General features: G+C 36.2%; 13 protein-coding genes and 1 tRNA gene. 5 read left to right on the forward strand and 9 right to left on the reverse strand.

Annotation, left to right across the window (positions count from 1 at the left end; genetic code table 11):
• Window positions 1-43 precede the first annotated feature (43 nt).
• From NTX65_17690 to NTX65_17705, 4 genes are all read right to left on the reverse strand, one after another.
• Window positions 44-1333, reverse strand: coding sequence for a dihydroorotase (locus NTX65_17690; GenBank protein MCX6171170.1), 1290 nt, complete (start codon window positions 1331-1333; stop codon window positions 44-46).
• A 14-nt stretch (window positions 1334-1347) separates the two neighbouring features.
• The gene (locus tag NTX65_17695; GenBank protein MCX6171171.1) at window positions 1348-2268 is read right to left on the reverse strand and encodes an aspartate carbamoyltransferase catalytic subunit; all 921 of its coding nucleotides are present in this window, start codon (window positions 2266-2268) and stop codon (window positions 1348-1350) included.
• A 10-nt stretch (window positions 2269-2278) separates the two neighbouring features.
• On the reverse strand, window positions 2279-2827 hold the full coding sequence (gene pyrR / locus NTX65_17700) for a bifunctional pyr operon transcriptional regulator/uracil phosphoribosyltransferase PyrR (GenBank protein ID MCX6171172.1): 549 nt from the start codon (window positions 2825-2827) through the stop codon (window positions 2279-2281).
• Window positions 2828-3026: 199 nt separating this feature from the next.
• A complete protein-coding gene (locus NTX65_17705) occupies window positions 3027-4127 on the reverse strand; it encodes an OmpA family protein (GenBank protein MCX6171173.1) in 1101 nt (366 codons plus the stop codon).
• Between the two features lie 93 nt (window positions 4128-4220).
• Between NTX65_17705 and NTX65_17710 the strand changes: the two genes are divergently transcribed.
• A tRNA-Pro gene (locus NTX65_17710) sits at window positions 4221-4295 on the forward strand.
• Between the two features lie 14 nt (window positions 4296-4309).
• Here the strand turns inward: NTX65_17710 and NTX65_17715 are convergent.
• Window positions 4310-5599 (reverse strand): hypothetical protein, encoded by a 1290-nt coding sequence (locus NTX65_17715; GenBank protein MCX6171174.1) that lies wholly within the window; start codon window positions 5597-5599, stop codon window positions 4310-4312.
• 21 nt (window positions 5600-5620) lie between these two features.
• Window positions 5621-6868, reverse strand: a complete 1248-nt coding sequence (locus tag NTX65_17720) for a YjbH domain-containing protein (GenBank protein ID MCX6171175.1) — start codon at window positions 6866-6868, stop codon at window positions 5621-5623.
• A gap of 230 nt (window positions 6869-7098) precedes the next feature.
• Between NTX65_17720 and NTX65_17725 the strand changes: the two genes are divergently transcribed.
• Window positions 7099-7596, forward strand: coding sequence for a YajQ family cyclic di-GMP-binding protein (locus tag NTX65_17725; GenBank protein ID MCX6171176.1), 498 nt, complete (start codon window positions 7099-7101; stop codon window positions 7594-7596).
• A gap of 77 nt (window positions 7597-7673) precedes the next feature.
• Here NTX65_17725 and NTX65_17730 read toward each other — a convergent pair whose 3' ends face one another.
• Window positions 7674-10913: a carboxypeptidase regulatory-like domain-containing protein gene (locus NTX65_17730; GenBank protein MCX6171177.1), complete on the reverse strand. Its 3240-nt coding sequence runs from the start codon at window positions 10911-10913 to the stop codon at window positions 7674-7676.
• 348 nt (window positions 10914-11261) lie between these two features.
• Entirely contained in the window at window positions 11262-14459 is a 3198-nt protein-coding gene (locus NTX65_17735; GenBank protein MCX6171178.1) for a carboxypeptidase regulatory-like domain-containing protein, read from the reverse strand.
• Window positions 14460-14846: 387 nt separating this feature from the next.
• Here NTX65_17735 and NTX65_17740 point away from each other — a divergent pair, with 387 nt between their 5' ends.
• The 3 genes from NTX65_17740 to NTX65_17750 are packed head-to-tail and all read left to right on the forward strand — an operon-like array spanning window position 14847 to window position 18724.
• Window positions 14847-16055, forward strand: coding sequence for an alkaline phosphatase family protein (locus tag NTX65_17740; GenBank protein MCX6171179.1), 1209 nt, complete (start codon window positions 14847-14849; stop codon window positions 16053-16055).
• Window positions 16056-16065: 10 nt separating this feature from the next.
• A complete protein-coding gene (locus NTX65_17745) occupies window positions 16066-17352 on the forward strand; it encodes a pitrilysin family protein (protein MCX6171180.1) in 1287 nt (428 codons plus the stop codon).
• A gap of 10 nt (window positions 17353-17362) precedes the next feature.
• On the forward strand, window positions 17363-18724 hold the full coding sequence (locus tag NTX65_17750; GenBank protein MCX6171181.1) for a pitrilysin family protein: 1362 nt from the start codon (window positions 17363-17365) through the stop codon (window positions 18722-18724).
• Between the two features lie 3 nt (window positions 18725-18727).
• On the opposite strand, the gene NTX65_17755 is transcribed toward NTX65_17750, so the two are convergent.
• Window positions 18728-19750: a hypothetical protein gene (locus tag NTX65_17755; protein MCX6171182.1), complete on the reverse strand. Its 1023-nt coding sequence runs from the start codon at window positions 19748-19750 to the stop codon at window positions 18728-18730.
• Between the last annotated feature and the right edge of the window lie 45 nt (window positions 19751-19795).

The following is a 19795-nucleotide window of genomic DNA, read 5'->3' on the forward strand; positions in this document are numbered from 1 at the left end:
GTAGCAATAATTGAACAGCCCTGAACAGTTTAGTAAAATAATTTTAGATAAGGAAATATTTTTCTTCGAAGTACATTTTCTGATTATTGACAACAGCTATAGCTTTACCCGTCATCAATCTTTTGTCAAATGGTGAATTTTTCGATTTGGATTTGAAACTTGAAACATCAACAGTCCAGATCAAATCCGGATCTAGAATAGTAAGATTTGCTGGGGCACCCTCTTTAAACTGAGGAACCGGAAGATTCAATACTTTTCTTGGATTGATAGAAAGTTTTTCAATTACTTGAGCAAGAGTTAAATGTTTTTTGTGAACAAGTTCGCTTAAGGTTAATGCAAGAGTAGTTTCAAGTCCTACAATTCCGTTTGGTGCGTAAATAAATTCCATCTCTTTTTCTTCGATAGAATGCGGTGCATGATCACTCGCGATACAATCAATTGTTCCATCTTTCAGTCCCTCCAACAACGCTTCAAGATCGGCTCGGGTTCGCAAAGGCGGATTCATTTTATAATTTGTGTCGTAAGATTTTAGAGAATCGTCTGTCAGAGTAAAATGATGCGGTGCAACTTCAGAGGTAATATTAATTCCTCGCTTTTTAGCTTGCCGGACAAGTTCAACCGAGTTCTTTGAACTGATGTGAGCAATATGCACTTTACCTCCGATAAATTCGGCAAGCATAATATCTCTAGCAACAATTAGATCTTCAGCAACATTTGGAATTCCTTGCAGACCAAGTGTTGTTGAATTTAATCCTTCGTTCATTGCCCCATCTGCAAGTGTTTCGTCTTCGCAGTGTTCAATGATCGGAGTTCCAAAATTTTTGGAATACTCTAAAGCATTTCTTAAAACACCGGCATTCTTAATTGCAACGCCGTCATCTGAAAAAGCAATGGCTCCGGCTTCATATAATTCGTACATAGGAGAAAGAGCTTCACCTTTACGCGCAAGAGTTGCTGCAGCTACCGGATAAACATCAACAAGATGGTTTTTAGCTTTCTCTTTTATAAAACGGACAACCTCGGCAGAATCAATATCCGGATTTGTATTCGGCATGCATGCAACACCTGTGAATCCGCCTGCGGCTGCAGAGTTACTTCCGGTTTCAACCGTTTCTTCATCTTCTCTACCAGGTTCGCGCAAATGAACGTGCATATCAAATAATCCGGGTACACAAAATTTGTTCTCAAAGTCATAAATTTTGGATGATTTAAAATCTTCTTCTTTCAGTCCGCCTATTTTTTTTATTATACCGTCTTCAATCAATAGATCATTTTTTTGATTTAATTTTTGATCGGGGTTCAGTAGAACAACTTGTTTGAATATAATTTTCATTTTTCACCTATAGATTAATGCATTGTACCAAGTAAATATAGAACTGCCATTCGTACAGCAACACCATTTGTAACTTGATCAAGAATAACTTGATACGGTCCGTCAGCAACTTCAGAGGAAATTTCAACACCGCGGTTAATTGGTCCCGGATGAAGAATTACAATTTCTTTATTTTGTTTTTCAATTCGTTCGGATGTAATTCCAAAATATTTATGATATTCCCTTAATGATGGAATTCGTGTTCCGGCATTACGTTCCAGCTGAATCCTTAAAACGTTCAGAACATCATTCTTTTGCATGGCTTCATCGATGTTGGTATAAATTTTTACTCCGAGCGATTCGATTCCAAGCGGAATCATTGTTAACGGTCCGCACACCGAAACAGTTGCACCCATTGTTTTCAAACCAAAAATATTTGAGAGCGCAACCCGGCTGTGCGCAACATCTCCAACAATACATACTTTCAAACCTTCTAACTTACCGAGGCGTTCTCTGATTGAATACATATCCAGCAATCCTTGCGTCGGATGTTCATGCAAACCGTCGCCGGCGTTAATAATATTTGCTTTAGATATTCTTGTGAGATACTGCGGTACTCCGGCAGATTTATGCCGCACAACAATCATATCAACTTTCATTGCTTCAATATTTCTCACAGTATCTTTAAAAGTTTCTCCCTTTTTGACGCTGCTTGTAGAAGTAGAAAAATTTATTGTGTCTGCGGAAAGACGTTTTTGTGCAAGTTCAAAAGAAATTCTTGTTCGTGTCGAATCTTCATAAAAAAGATTTACAATTGTCTTGCCCTGTAAAGTCGGCACCTTCTTGATTGGTCTTTCTAGAACCTCTCTAAAAGTTGTTGCAGTATCAAGAATCAATTGAAGATCTTCCTTAGGTACTCCGTTCAGTCCCAATAAGTGTCTGCTTGATAATGACATTTTTTTCTCTCTAATTTTTACTTGGAACGTTTATTAAATAAACAGCATCTTCACCATCAGTTTCTCTTATCCGTACACGGATTTCTTCGTTGATTGAAGTTGGAATATTTTTCCCCACAAAATCGGCACGTATCGGCAGTTCGCGATGTCCTCTATCAACTAGAACACAAAGTTGTATAGTATTAGGTCTTCCAAGATCCATCAGCGCATCAAGTGCAGCGCGTACAGTTCTTCCGGTATAGAGAACATCATCAATAAGGATTATGTCTCGGTCATTTACATCGAATGTAATGTTCGTCACTGAAACTTCCGGCTGTTTAAGACGGGTGCGGAAGTCATCTCGGTATAAGGTAATATCTAGAACACCGAAATTTGGTTCGGATTTGTCAATTTCCCTGATCTTCTCTTTAATTCTTTCTCCAATGAATTCACCACGCGTACGCATTCCAATAAGAACTAGATTTTTAGAACCTTTGTTCTTTTCAAGAATTTCGTGAGCAAGACGGGTTAAGGTCCGGTTAAGACCTTCTTCATCAATAATTTTCGCTTTTATTTCCATATAAAAAAAATCCTCGTTGACTATTCAGTCGCCGAGGTCTCCATTTTTGTTTTCTATTTTTATTTTGTGTTTCATCCCTTGCCTATCTCTCCGGATAAAGTTAAAGGAAATATTTTCTGATACAAACTTAGATTTAAAATCAATTAGAACAAAATAGTGATTAAAAAAAGGGAGCTTAGAAGCTCCCTTTCAAAAATAATTATTGCACCTTAAATTCAATTCGTCTGTTCATTGCCCTACCATCTGCTGTTTTATTATCAGCAACTGGACCGCCTTCTCCAAAACTAATTGCATTAATTCTGTTTGCGGCAATTCCTTTGGAAACGAGATAATCCTTCACTACATCAGCTCGTCGTTGGCCTAGCTTTATATTATAAGATTCAGATCCAATGTTATCTGTATAACCTTGTATCTCAACTTTCATATCCGGATTTCTTAATAAAGTCTTTGCAGCATCATAAAGAATTGGATATGATTCTGGTAATAATTTTGATTTGTTAAAATCGAAGTTAACACCAATAAGAACCCATTTTTCCATCATTGAAGTTGCTTTAGCCGGTTTTTCAACAACGACTTCTTTTACAACTTCTTTAGGGATATGTTTAACTATCATCGATTCAATTTTATTGTAATCAGTCATATCCTTATACTCTTGGGTGATGCCGGAATAGAGCTGACAATATTTTGAGGGTTCACCTTTCTCAAAGAGATAATTAAGACCCAGACTGAGTCCAAAATAAGAATCGCGTCCGTTAATTTCTCCAGCGCCAATAGCACCATCGAATTCAGAATTGTTAGTAACATGGTAACCAAACTCTGCCATGATTTTCCAATCTGAATCAAGACCCACTTCCACACCAGTACCAATATTGAAAGCTAGAACGGTTTCATTTTCATCCAAAGTCTTTGTTGCATTATTTTTTATCGTTCTTAAACCAGCACCAGCACCAACAAACAAATAAGGTGAAACCGGTTCGCAAGGGAAAAAATAATAAAGAAAATCAAGGTCTCCCATTATTGCGTTCGTGCTTGAAGTTATTTTGGTTAAAGTTACATCTGTAAACTCCCCTTCAAAATGAGAGTAACTTGGCCTCAATCTTAGCCCCACATGTTCGGAGAAATTTCTTTGTAATGAAATAAAGCCGCCATAGTTAGAGTTAAGCGGTTGAACATTTGCACTTACATATCTAGGATATCTAAAGCCAAAACCGAATGACCAGCTATCGGTTACTAATTGTGCTTGATTTATATCAACAAACACAATCAATAAAAAAGAAAATATTATAGAAATTTTTTTCATTTTTTATCTCCTTTGTTTGATGTAATTAATTTAATTGACATCTTAATGTTTTTTCTAACCGTAAAAAATTTTATCTTAGCCCCGTTCATTTTTCGGGGTGTAGCGCAGCCCGGTTAGCGCGCTTCGTTCGGGACGAAGAGGTCGGGAGTTCGAATCTCCCCACCCCGACTAAAAATCAAATCTTAAAATGGTCCAAAAAATATTCCACCTTGATCATGAGGTACCCAGTACCAACCTTGATGAACTATTAACCACTGCTGATTTGTGGCTGTAAGAGTTCTTGTCCAACTTGCGCCAGTTGCAGTTCCAGTGGTTGATGTTGTTTGTAAGGCATAATACGATCTGAATTCCCAATTTCCTTTTTCGTTTTCATGCCCTGCTGGACCAACTTGAACACCATTTTGTATATACTGAGATGGTAAGGCAATTATATTAAAAGAAAGTGTTTGAGATGTAGAACCAATTGAGAATGATAATCTACTTGCAATCTCATCTTTCAGCCAGAGTTCATTTACAGTTCCGGTACCAGAAAGTGAAATTGCATTTACAGTTGAAAGCGTTCTTGATTCTGAACCGCTCGTAAGAGCTATATAAAATTCATTTGCAGTTGAAGAAGAAGGAGTATTTAAAGTAAGTGTAACACCTTCTTGCAAAGTATAGGTTGTAAAGTGCGTAACTTGTGCAGAAGCTGAAGTACCATCAGCGTTTACCGTAGCAGTAAAGCCTGAGTTTGTATATGCACCGGTTGATTCATTCAGTTGCATCAAGGAGAAAGTTGTTCCAGGTGTACGTGAATAAGGAAGCGGGAAGGAAATTGTAACAGGCTGAGAAAACTGTGTACCCGAAGGACCGAATTGTCCGGCACTCACAATTGAAGTGTTTGCGGCAGTTGGCCGAGGAATTTGTCCTGCCGGAATTGAGGAGACAGTAAGTTGAACATTAGAAGAGACTGCATTTGAAGGTACTTGCACAGTTAAAGGTTGATTTGAAACCGATTGTGTATTTGTAGTAGAGGCATTTCCACCCGTGGCAACAGTAACGGTTGTAGAAGCCACTTGTAATTTTGTCAGCAGTATATCTGAAACAATTGCAGAATTTGCTACTTTGTTTAGGGTGGCTATTCTGCTTCCAAAAGAATAACCATCTTTGGTAGCATTTACAGATAAGGAGTTATCTGTAATGGCGGATGCATCATAAGAAAATTTTCCGCTATTATCGGAAAGAGAGGTTGCTAAAACAATACCGTCTGTCCGGACAATTTTAACTGTAGCACCTGAAATTCCGATTTGATTCGATGCGTCTTTAACGTAGGAGTTCAAGATAAGTGGTTGAGCCGCCGCCGCAGGAGGATTTGGTTGTGGCAGTTCCGGTCCAATCCTAGAACTCTCACAACTTGAGAGTAATAATAATCCGAATATAAGGAAGAAAAATGAACCAACAGTATACATCGCAGTAGTCTTGTGGTTTTTCATATTGTACCTCACTCTACTTTATTAATTTATCGAGAAATAGTTCTTTATAAAATTTGGATTCAGTTTTTTATTAAAAATTCCAATTCTATTATCTGTATTATATCTTAACCCAATTAACTGATCGGGATTTGTTTTAACTAGGTAGCTCCAAGAAAAATTTTCGTTTGATCTTAATCTAACAAAACTTGGTCGCCAATAGTTCGCTGGAAATAGAGGAATAGTAATATTTATTCCCCCGTTAGAGACGCTTGTGCTGGATCTAATGGCGAAAAAGCCTATTTCAATTTCACCGAATTCTCTTGAAACATCTATCCGAAAACTATTATCTCCCATCAAGAATTTACCAACCATTAAGCCCAGAGTCAAATCATATTTAGGAATTCTGTATTCTAAACTTAAAGAACCTGTCCATTTGAATATTTCATTATAGAGAATTTTGGTCATCCCGGAAAATGAGACGAAGCTTGTTAATCCAAAATTAAGTCCAACATTAAAATCACCATTCATAAAATATCTCTTCAAGTCAAAATCCAAACCAAAACGGTTCTGAGTAAAAAATCCTACTGATGAAGAGACAAAAAAATCATTTGGAAGTCTGAGCACCTGGTTCAAGGCAATAATACCTGGTCTAACAGAATTCTCACTGGTTCCAAATTCGTTAATAATTGGAATAAGTAATTCATAGTTGAAACTCATCCCATTCCAAAAACTAGTTTTTAATTCCGGAACGGCATTTATTTGAGAGATTACCGGTTTCTCATAAGGACCGAATTCAAATTTTAATTGTGGTTTAACGGCAATATCAAATTTAAATGAAGAAGAATTCATCAATTCAACATCCTGAATTTCCTTAAATATATCATCCGTGTTGAAATCAATTTTTAGTTTGGAAGCAAATTCCTTTCCGGAAAATATTCCGTTGAAATAATTTTTACAATCTTCCGCCGATGTTTCTATGGATACAATAGGAATTTTTCTGTTTTGCGGAATCAAAATAATTTTTTGCTGATCGTTTAATTCCGTTACCACTATTTTGAGTATCTCTTTCATTGCCTCAATATCAAATCTATAAACTCGATTCTCATAAGCAATAATTACTCTTTGATCATCTATCTTCACACGAATATTTTCAAATCCGCTATTAACCAATTTACGGATTAGATTATCCTTAATAGCTCCATCATCATATCCAAAACTGAGATTATTCACAAAAAGAATAAAACAGAAGAAAAATATTTGTCTCGAATATGAAATATTATATAATCTCAAAATTTGCGGTCTTTCAAGTATTATTCTGAGCAAGAAAAGAAATAGAAATTAGGAAAAGAAAATATTACCAGAAGTTTCAACCCTTAGAATTACTGGCAGAATATAAGAATTAGATTACATAATTTCAAAGCATAAATTAGCTAATAATAGAATTGTGCCGGGACATTCGATCTAACTGAAATACCTTTGAATAATTTTATCTAAATTTACATCAAAAAAAGGATGACTATATGGCAACGAATCATTCCTTCGATATCGTTTCTGAAATTGATTTTCAAGAAGTAGATAATGCCCTCAATCAGGCTATAAAAGAAATTGCTCAACGCTATGATCTAAAGGATTCTCATACAGAACTTGTTCTGAATAAGAAAGAAAAACAGATAACGTTAAATACAAAAGATGATTATTCCCGCAAACAATCAATTGATATCCTTCAAACAAAATTTATTAAGCGAGGCATTTCCATTAAAGCATTAAAATATTCCGAACCCGAACCGGCTGCAAATTCAAGATTGAAGCAAACCATTGATCTTCAAAGCGGAATTTCCAAAGAGCATGCTAAGACCGTAACCAAAATGATCAAAGAGAGTAAACTCAAAGTGACGTCGCAAATTCAGGATGAACAAGTACGTGTACAAGCAACAAAAATTGACGACCTACAAGCTATAATGAAATTAATTAAAGAAGCCGATCTCGAATTCCCGGTTCAATTCACAAACTATAAATAAATTTTTCACTCCGCTATGTTTAAAATAAAAAGAGCCCCGGATTTGCGGGGCTCTTTTGTAATTATTAGAAACCAAAATTAGAATGAGTATCTAACATTAAACTGCATTTGCCAGCGTGAAGAAAGATCATCATAAACGAATACAGTATTATTTGCAGGTTTTGTAAAACTATAAACCGGTACATTAGCATTTCCTTGATAAGCAATCCTGCCCTGGTAAGTAACGACATTTTTTGTATCGTTAAAACCATCAACATCTTTCACTTGACCCCAATTTGGATTAATTAGATTGAGTACATTAGAAATATCCAAAGAAACTTGGAAAGCACCAAATCCCATGAAATCAGGAATTTCTTGTTGAATATGCATGTCAAGATAAGATCGCGACGGTGCTGTAGCTCCGTTTCTTTCAGCTATTTGACCGCGGTGAGTATTTAAATACTCATCATTTTTAATGAACGCATCAAGGTCGTTGTAAGTTGTTCCCGCAGTTGTGGCAGGTACAAATTGACCGCTAGTGATTTTACCAATAAGAATTTCATTTGCGTTTCTTGGAATATAAAACAAATCATTACCAGGATAATTGTCACCGTTAAGATCGGTTGTTCCGGTACCGGTAGTTATTGAACCGGATTGTGAAGTAAATGAGAACTTCCTACCGGACTGAACATTGTAGAATAATGATATTGTTGTAGGTGCGTTTTTAAAGAATTCCCAAACAAATGATGCTGATATAAACGCTCTGTGAGTAATTTCCCAATCACTTGTTGTTAGTGGAGGTGAATTTGGATCTCCGGCTACTGCTAAAAACGACATTTGAGATTGAGCTTGAGAAGATGTAACGCTTGAGCGATCAAATGCCTGCATATAATTATAAGCTGTGCTGAGAGAAAGACCTCTTGCTACACTTCGTTGAACCTGGAACGATAAATTATATTGATAACCATCGCCCGTATTATATGCCTGAAGAACATCTGTGAAATTATTGTTATACAAGTTTTCACCACCGAAAATAGGTCTCTTTATTGAACCTTCATAATCCCCGTTGGGTAATCTAACATAACCGATTATTGGATTAAGATTGAGTTTTCTATAAATAATATCATTAACAGTTTGTGAATATAGAAACTCTGCAGTACCAACAAAACCAAGCGGCAACTCTTGATCAACTGCAGCATTAAATTTAATTAGCTGCGGCATTTTAAGATTTGGATCGGCTAAATCGATTTCTGATCTAACACTCGGAGCTCCCAGTAGTGCACTCGACCCAACTGTATATTGATTATTAGGATCCGGTCTGAAGACTAAATTGGTTCTTGCAGTTTTCAGATCGATTTGCTGTGTTAACATTCCTGAATTACCATAATTATTTGAGATCCAGACGTAAGGAACGCGGCCTGAAAAGATTCCTACACCGCCTCTAATTTGTGTGGTTCTATCTCCCGAAACATCGTAGTTAAAACCAATACGAGGAGACCATAGAAGATTTCCAGTAGGTGCTGAACTTGTACTGATTCCCGGAAAATATTTTGAAACTGAGTCATTCTGTGCGGGAGCGTCCGGGAATGTTGGTACATCTACTCTTAGACCGTAAGTAATTTTAAATTGCGGTAAAACAGCCCATTCATCTTGAACATAAAAACCTAATTGCGCAACACTGAAACTTGCTGCAGGCCTGCTGCTTTGATCTCCAAACCTTGCATATGTTCTTGTAAAACTATTCGGGAGGTCCGCATTGAAATCAGCTAAACTATTATAAGAATAGTTTCCAAGAATATTCCGGATAAACAAATTTTTGAATTTGAAAAATTCATTGTGCGTACCAATTGTTATAGTATGGTTACCAACAAAGTACGAGAAGTTATCTGTGAATTCGATAATATCTTGATCCAGCGAATTTGCGCCGGAGAAGTTATCAAAACCTGCAGTCATTGTAAAAGTTGAACTTAGTTCTCTTACAGTAACCAAAGGTGTTAGTCCGCCAGTTGCAGTTCTCTTTTCTCTTACTGTAGTATAACCTACGATTAATTCATTCGACATATTATTTCCAAAATGGCTATTCAATAATAATGCAGTTGAATTAGTTGTACTGTTGAAGCGGTAATTATACGAATCGAAACTCATAGATGAAGTACCTCTACCAGCGAGGTTATCCTGATATGCGTCAACATAATTATGTCGTAATGTTAACTGGTGGTTATCAGAGAGGTTGTAATCAAATTTCAACAATAATTTGGTACTTGGACTTTTTCTTGTGAAATCGGCTGAACTACCCGGTTCCATTCCTTTAGCTCTTAAAGCGACTGCAAATTGATCTACAAGTGCTTGAAGTTGAGCGGCTGAATTGGAGCCAATACCCGTTTGTAGAGATGGTGTAACTACCGGTCTATTATCAGTCGTTATTTCTCCATTTATAAAGAAGAAAAGCTTATCCTTCATTATTGGTCCGCCTAATCTGAAACCGTATTGCGAACTCGTAAAATCCGTAACTTTTTTGTCTACACCAGTAGTTGGATTCCTTTGTCCAGTAAAATCCTGGTTTCTCCCTAAAAAGAATACAGAACCGCTAAAATTGTTTGTACCGGAACGTGTGATAGCATTGATACCGGCACCTGTAAATCCGCTCATTCTAACATCGTAAGGTGCAATAACAACTTGGAATTCACGAATAGCATCAAAACTTATTGGGTTGGTTCCTGCCTGTCCTCCGGGAGTACCCGATGATGCAAGACCAAATAAATCGTTATATGCAGTTCCGTCAATTTGTATATTATTGAATCTGCTTGATCGACCAGCCGCTTGAGTTGAGGTTCCCGAAAACATAGGCGAAAGTTTTGCGAAACTTGCAAATGTTCTGTTGAGTGTAGGAATTTCTTCAATTTGTTTTAATGAAACGTTCTGTGCAGCACCGGTTCTTGCTTGACTAAGTACCGCACCTCTTTCAGCGGTTACCGTTACGCCGGTAAGCTGAACTGCTTGTTCTGGAAGTTTAAAATTGATTTGTAAATTCTGACTTAATTCCAGATTGAAACCTTCTTCAACTTGCGTGGTATATCCAATCATGGATACTGTTACTTTGTATGGACCGCCAACTCGTAAACTTACCAAGTTATACTTTCCATCTGCGCGAGCAGTTGTACCAAATTGTGTTCCTGAAGGTACATGGACTGCAATAATTGTAGCACTCGGTAATGGACTCCCGTTTTGATCAACTACTGTTCCGTTAATGGATGCAGTAGTTTGGGAATACATCGACTGAGAGCTAAGTAGTAAAACCACAAACACGAAAAAAGAAATAAATAGTTTAGCTTTTCTCATAAATTTTTCCTCACTAGGTTAGTAAATTTTAATTAATAAAAGACTTGAAGTACATTTTTTGAACTCGGGAAGAATAATAACAATTTTCTTAAAAAGATCAAATATCTTTTATGATTAAGAAATTGTTAACAAATGATAATTGAGATTATTTAATTGGAACTAATTATCATTTGCAAAATGAATGGAAAGAAATTTGTTGGCAACAATTGGATTAGTCACTTAAGACTAACGGAATGATTCTTTTATCAGAGCCCGATTAAAGTTTTTTTCTTGATAGAAAAATGTGGAAACATTCAAAAAAAACCCCGCTGAATGCGGGGTTCTTTTTTTATTTCATTTCTTCCAGAATTAGAAAGAGTATCTAACTCCCAACTGCATTGACCAACGTGAGGCTAAGTCTGAATAACTCCAAACCACGTTATCCTTAGGTTTGGTGAAACTATAAACTGCTGTGTTGGCTTTTCCGTTGTAAGTAATTCTGCCTTGATAAGAAATAAAAGTTGGGGTATCATTAGCAACATCATATACATGTCCCCATTCCGGATTTAGTAAGTTGAGTAAGTTCTGAACATCAAGCGTTAGTTGGAATGCACCTAAACCCCAAAGGTCAGGAATATCCTGAGCAACATGAAGATCAAAATATTCTCTCCAAGGAGCAGAAGCACCATTTCTTTCTGAAATCTTTCCACGATTATCATTTAAGTAAGAATTGTTTTTAATAAAAGCATCTAAGTCAGCGAAAGTTGTACCTGCTTTTGTTGAAGGAACAAACTGATTATTTGAAATTGATCCAAGAAGAATTTCACTACTGTTTCTTGGAATGTAGAATAAATCATTTCCATCAAATCCATCATTATTCAAATTGTTCGATGCCGTTCCTCTTGCAGTGAATGAGAATGGCGAGCCGGTTTGGCCGTTGTAGAATAATGTGATCGCTGTCGGTGCATTCTTAAAGAATTCATGTGTGAATGTAACAGATGCAAAAAATCTGTTACGGATTTCCCAGTCAGATGTGGTTAATGCCGGAGAATTCGGATCAAAGTCGACAGCTGAATATCTCATTTGAGATTGAGCTTGTGAAGAAGTTACGCTATTACGATCATATGATCTGCCGTAAGTGTAACCTGTACTAACCGAGAATCCTCTCGCAACATTTCTTTGAATCTGGAAAACTAAATTGTACTGATAACCATCGCTCGTATTATATAGATACATAATATCATTGAAATTATTATTGTAGCTGTTGGTTCCGCCATAAATCGGACGACCGTCATTACCGCTGCCGAGAGGTGCAACTTTTCCAGTAGGAGCCATAAGGTTGAGTTTCTTGTAGAGTAAGTCATTGATTGATTGCGAATAAAGGAATTCCGCAGTTCCAACAAATCCGAATGGTAATTCCTGATCTACGCCTAAGTTATATCTTAACAACTGTGGCATTTTCAAATTTGGATCAGCCAAGTCAATTTCAGATTTTACAGTTGGCGCACCTAATGAAGCATGCTGACCTGGTAAATACTGATTGTTCGGATCAGCTCTAAATGGTAAAGTTTTACCAAAGGCGCTGACTTCGGCAATCAACATACCAGAATTGCCGTAATTATTTGAAATCCATACATAAGCCGGACGGCCTGTGAAAATACCAACACCGCCTCTAATCTGAGTTGTTCTGTCGCCGGAAACATCCCAGTTAAAACCAACTCTTGGAGACCATAAAAGATTTCCTGATGGCACTTGATCTGTACTCATTCCCGGTAGATATTTTGAAACAGAATCGTTCTTTGCCGGTGAATCCGGGAAAATAGGAATGTCAACACGTACACCGTAAGTCAATTTCAACTGTGGTAAAACCGCCCATTCATCCTGAAGGTAGAAACCAAATTGAGCTACACTGAATTCGGCGGACGGTTGTGGGTCGGGCGTTCTTGAATAGTCATGATAATAAGTAGCAACTAAATCATTCTGGAAATCTGCAAGACTATTATATTGATAATAGCCCAAGAAATTTCTGATGAATAGATTTCTGAATTTGAAGAATTCATTGTGTGTACCGATCGTGATAGTATGATTTCCGGCGTAATAAGAAAAGTTATCAGTTACTTCAATAATATCTTGATCTAACTGATTAGCTCCGGAATACTGATCGAAACCGGCTGTCATTGTAAATGTACGGTTTAATTCGCTTACAGATACATTGGGTGTAAGGGCACCAGTATTTGTTCTGTGATCACGAATTGTTGTGTAACCCACAATTAGTTCGTTTGAGATATTGTTGCCGAAACGGCTGTTTAATCTAAGAGTAGTTGAATTTGTAACGCTATTCATTCTATAATTATAGGAATCGAAACTCATGCTAGATGTACCTCTACCAGCTAAGTTATCCTGATATGCATCAACATAATTATTGGTAAGAGAAAGTTGATGATTCTCACCTAAGTTGTAATCAAATCTTAACAACAACTTCGTGCTTGGTTGTTCAGAACTGAAAACATCAGAACTACCGGGATTTGTCATTCCTTTTGCAATCAATAGATTTCTGAATTGATCAACTTTTGCTTGCAAATCTGCTACAGTATTATTTCCAAATCCAACTTGTAATGATGTATTGTATAGTGGTCTTGTATTTGTAGTCATTTCACCATTTACAAAGAAGAAAAGTTTATCTTTAACTATCGGACCGCCAATACGGAAACCATATTGGTAATTAGAAAAATCAGCAACTTTTTTATCTTCCCCTGTAATAGCATTTCTTTGTCCAATGAAATTCTGATTTCTGCCAAATAAGAATGCTGAACCGGAAAAAGTATTTGAGCCGGAACGGGTAATTGCATTTATTCCACCGCCTGTGAATCCGCCATATCTGATATCATAAGGAGCAATAACAACTTGAAACTCTTGGATAGCATCCAAACTGATTGGATTTGTACCTGCAGTACCGCCAGGTGTACCAGATGAACCAAGACCGAATAAGTCGTTGTACTGAGCTCCGTCAATCTGAATGTTATTGAATCTGCTTGTTCTACCTGCGGCTTGTGCATTTAAACCGGAGAAAAGAGGAGATAATTTAGCAAAATCTGAAAACCTTCTGCTAATAGTTGGAATTTGTTCAATCTGTTTAAGAGAGACGTTCTGAGCAGCACCGGTTCTTGCTTGACTAAGTACTGCGCCTCTTTCTGCCGTTACCGTTACACCGGTAAGCTGAACAGCCTGTTCTGGAAGTTTAAAATTGATTTGTAAATTCTGGCTTAATTCTAGGTTGAATCCTTCTTCAATTTGAGGCGTATAACCGATCATTGAAACAGTAACTTTATATGGACCTCCAACTCGTAAGTTAACCAAGTTGTACTTTCCGTCTGCTCGTGCGGTAGTACCATATTGTGTTCCTGATGGTAAATGAATTGCAATAATTGTAGCACTCGGTAATGGGCTTCCGTTTTGATCAACTATTGTACCATTAATGGCTGCAGTTGTCTGGGAATACATTAACTGAGAGCTAAACATTACAACCACAAACAGGAAGAAGGAAATCAATTGTTTAACTTTTCTCATAGATTACTCCTAAGTAGGTTGATGAATTATTAATTAAAAGAATATCGTTTTTAGATTTAATTTGAGGAAAAATATTTGAATTGCGACCTAGAGTATAAAAATTCATTTTCAGATTCATTGAGAGGAAGTATATTATTTTTAATTCACTTTCTTTGAATTAATTTAGCCATGGAGATTTTTTTTTACACTTGGAAGATATGAAAATCCGTTTAATGTCAAAAGGGATTTAAATTATTTTTTATCCGATCTAGATTATTGACATATTTGGATTTTTATCTACTATATTCACTGAAAAACTATTTTTCGATTAGCCTCACAAGAAAGTCAATATAGAATTATTTCATCGTTATATTTACAGACAATATTTAACTCAGATGGATCTTTCATATGAAAAAATATCTTATTCTCATTAGTCTTTTGTTCATTACAACTATAAGTATTGCTCAAAAACCATACGTAATCTTAGTTTCATTCGATGCATTTAGATGGGATTATCTAAACCGGGGAATCTCACCGAACCTGGAAAAAATAAGAGAAGAGGGAGTTTCCGCTCTTTCTCTACGTCCATCATTTCCTTCAAAAACTTTTCCTAATCATATTTCAATTATAACTGGAATGTATCCTGCTCATCATGGAATAATTCTAAATAATTTTGCCGATCCATTTGATAAGACTTTCTACCGGATGAGCGATACAAATGCAGTGCAGGATGGAAGGTGGTATCTTGGAGAAGCGTTTTGGGAAACAGCCGAGCGTCAAGGAATAATTACGGCGAGCTATTTTTGGCCCGGATCTGTTTTGAAAATTCCATACCGTAAACCAACATATAATGAAGCTTACGAACACGATAGACCGTATGAAAAACGAGTTGACGGGGTTATAGATTGGTTAAAACTTCCAGCCGATAAGCGTCCGCATTTTATAACTCTTTATTGCCACGAAACCGATACACAAGGTCACGATTTTGGTCCCGACTCACCTCAAACGAACGAAGCGATAAAACGGCTCGACTATATTGCCGGTTACCTTTTCCAGAAGCTGAATGAAATTAAAATGAAGGATAGTGTAAATGTTATTTTTGTTTCAGATCATGGTATGACGGAAGTTTCTAAAGAGCGAACAGTTAATATTGAAAAAATTGCCGGATCAGATAAATGTAAGTTTTCTGATATGGGTCCTATTATGTTTGTTGAACCTCAGAAAGAAAAACTAAAAGAGGTTTATGATATTCTTAAGAAAAATGAGAACCATTATAAAGTCTATTACCGCAATGAAATTCCGGAGTATTATCATTTTAATGATCATCCGTTTATCTCGTCCATTGTAGTAATTGCTGATCTTGGCTGGTCTGCTATTTCTAATTATCATAGAAAATCGGAAAGAGATGAGAAAGGGAACCATGGATATGATAACAACCAGTTAGATATGCATGGAATCTTTTTAGCTACCGGTCCTAGTTTTAAGAAAAATTATCACACCGGCACTTTATGGAATATTGATATCTACCCATTGCTGTGCAAAATTTTTGATATTTATCCACGCACAAATATTGACGGCAGACTCGATCGGATTGAATTCATTTTGAATAATAATTAAGTGAAAACTGATGACTAAAAATCTTTTAAAGATTGATTACGAAAAATATTCGCTTGCGAATGGATTGCAGGTTATACTATATCCCGATCAATCATTCCCTCTTGTTGCGGTAAATGTATGGTACAGGGTTGGATCGGCAAATGAAAAACCGGGTAAAACTGGTTTTGCGCATTTGTTCGAACATATGATGTTTCAAGGTTCTCAGAATATTCCAAAGGAAGGACATTTCCGTTACGTTCAAGAAGCTGGCGGAAGTTTAAACGGCTCCACAAGTATAGACCGGACAAATTATTATGAAACGGTTCCGGCAAATTATTTCGAACTTCCACTTTGGCTGGAATCCGATCGAATGGGATTTATGATTCCGGGACTGACACAAGAGAAACTTGAGAACCAAAAAGATGTAGTAATGAATGAACGGCGCCAGCATTACGAAAATCAACCGTATGGAATGGCCTGGGAAAAATTATTTTCAAATTTATTTTCTGCAGAACATCCATATTCATGGCCAACAATTGGCTGGATGGAAGACATTGCGAAATTTGAATTGGACGATGTAAAAAAATTTTTCAGCACTTATTATTGTCCGAATAATGCGACTCTTGTTGTGGGCGGAAATTTTAATGTCCCTAGAATAAAAGATTTAATTGATAAATATTTTGGAAATATTCCTAAGGGCATCTCAGTCCCCGAAGTAAAAACAACTAGACAAAATTTAACTGAAACAAAAAAAATAATCATGGAAGACAATGTTCAACTTCCGAGAATTTATTTAGCATGGCATACAGAAAAAGCATTTAGTACAAACGATGCGGCGCTTGATATTCTTTCCGATATATTGACTTCATCCAAAAATGCGCGTCTGCAAAAATCGCTTGTCTTTGAAAAACAGATTGTACAAGATATTTCATCATTCCAGTATTCGGCTAAACTGGATGGTTCATTTATTATTGTGTCAACCGCAAAGCCTGGAATTGAACTGGGAGATATAAAGATTGAAATTGAGAACACGATTGCCGATCTGATCAAAAATGGAATTACTACCGATGAACTGATACGCGCAAAAAACAGTCTGAAGTCATCTTATATTTATTCACTTCAAAAACTTGATTTGATCGTTGACCATTTGAATCACTACAACTATTTCCTAAATGAACCCGATTCATTCGTTTTTGATTTATCGAGATATGAAAATGTAACCCGTGAACAAGTAATTGAAGCTGCAAAAAATTATTTAATAAAGCCTCATGTCGAACTAAATGTAATTCCCAAAAGTGACGGCTCAAAAGAAAAATGATGAGTTAAAAATGATAGATAGATCAACAGCGCCCGCACCAGAAAAAAGTTTATTGTTTAATTTGCCTGAAGTAAAAGAACTTAAGCTATCTAACGGTGCAAGTCTTTATTTCGTTCGGAAAGAGAAGCTTCCGATAGTATATACAAATGTTCTGGTTTTAGCCGGAAGCAAATTCGATCCATCAGATAAACGAGGACTGGGGTATTTGACTTCCCTTTTGATTGACGAAGGTGCGGGTGAATATGATTCTTTGCAGTTAAGCGATGAATTTGAAAAACTTGGATCTATTTTTTCTGTTAATTCGAATCACGACTTGATTTCGATGACTCTTCTTTCGCTGAAAGAAAATTTTATCCGTTCTCTCGAATTACTTTCCAAAGTAATTTTGTCACCTAAGTTCGAAGAAAAAGATTTTGCGAGAGAGAAGAAGAAAGTTTTAGACAGAATATTACAACTCAAAGATGAGCCATCATTTATTGCGTCAACTGCTTTTGATAAAGTCCTCTTCGGAAAGACTTATTACGCATATCCGGAAATCGGGTATGTTAATTCGGTAAATGAAATTTCGAACGGTGATGTAAAAAAATTATATCAAGATATTTTTACGGCATCCAACACCAAATTTATTGTTGTCGGCAATTTAACCGAAGAAGAAGCTGTTGAACAATTCAATAAATATTTAGGCGGATGGGAAGGTTCCATAAAATCATCAGTTTCCTTCGAAATGCCTAAAAGAAATCCGACACAATTTTACTTCGTTCACAAAGAAAATTCCGCCCAAAGCGAAATTCGTGTCGGGCATATTTCAAAAAAACGTAATGCCGAAGATTACATACCGGCAAGAATTATGAATACAATTCTCGGTGGACAATTTTCAAGCCGCATCAATCATAATTTACGTGAAGAGAAAGGATTTACTTACGGCGCAAATTCGGGTTTTCAATATTTTCAAGATGCCGGTGCATTCGAAGTATCCACTGCAGTGAACATTGAAAATACTGGCGCTTCTATTTCTGAAATAATTAAAGAACTTGAAGGGATACGCAAAAACATTTCACATGAAGAAATTGAATTTGCCAAATCATATTTGATTAAACAATTTCCATCTCGTTTTGAAACTTATTCTCAAGTAGCAAAGAATATCGAACAACTTCTCATTCACAATCTTTCATTTAATGAACTAGCAGATTACACAGCGAAAATTGAGTCTGCCGCTGATGGAAGTGTGATTAAATCGGCTGTTGAAAATGTTTTTCCGGATGAGCTCGTTGTAGTTGCAGTTGGAGATCGCGAAAAAATTCCCGATCAGGTGAAAAATTTGATTGGAGAAGATGCGGTTGAATTGGACAATGACGGGAATGTCAAGGAATAAGTTTCAATTTGTTTTTTGAATAAGAAAAGTTTTTGAGAGAGGAATAATTTTATGACCTTTCTTTTTAAGTCTTACAAGTACAGGCAAAATCTTCTCGTAATTCTCGAATGTACTGATAAAAAGTTTCTGATGAACTCCCGTAGTGTCGTTGCAATAAAATTTGAATTTGGAAAATAGTTCCGAATCCTCTTTAGCGTTCAACTCGATCAACTCCGATTTGGGATAAAGTGTAATTCCGCGCATCTTAAAATCATCTCTAACAAAATTGTAAATGGGAGAATTGAATAATGTCGATTTCTCATCCACAAGAAAAACCCGGGCATCTTTGAATGAGCTTATTATATTTTTTATTGATCCCCGTAACAATTCCTTTTGAAATTCTTGTTTTAATTTCATTTCGGAATCGCTTATATCGTTATTAAGAATCATTGCATATTCTTTTCTGTAATTTTTCAAGGAATCAACTTTTAGAATAATTGATTTACCCGGGACTACCGTACAGGCAAGAGGATAAGGAACCGATAAAAAAGCATTGAAACTGCTTTCACTCAAATCCAGAGCATCGGATATAATAAATGACAATTCGTTGTTTGTGCGTATTATATTTTTATCCGGAGAAAGTGTTGCCCTCAGCTTTAAAATTTCGTTTGTGTAAATTCTGATTTCAGTTGTGCCATAAATTTTCTTTTCTTCGGATATGAATCCGGTTATATCTTTTTCTATAATGTTATTTATATCCCTTAGAATAAAGGGTACGGGAATATCGGAAGGAATTTTTATAAAATATTGTGCAACAGTTGAATCATCCTGTGTTGGTTTTACTTTTTTGCTTGAGATCCACTTGCTCTGTATACCGTAATCATCAAGCACTTTTTTAAATACGGAATCTATTTGCCTTACGGAGATTTTACTAACAACTGGGAGTCTCTGCTTTTTCTTGAAATGATCTATCGAGATATCGGTTACTAACAGAATAATTGTTAAAGCAAAAAGATACTTGATGAATTTTTGTTTCCGGTTTGTCACAAGGGTTTCCGAACACAGAATTACAATCTGTGTTATTTAAGTATG

The sequence above is a fragment of the Ignavibacteriales bacterium genome, from assembly GCA_026390795.1.
Classification (GTDB): Bacteria; Bacteroidota; Ignavibacteria; order Ignavibacteriales; family Melioribacteraceae; genus Fen-1258.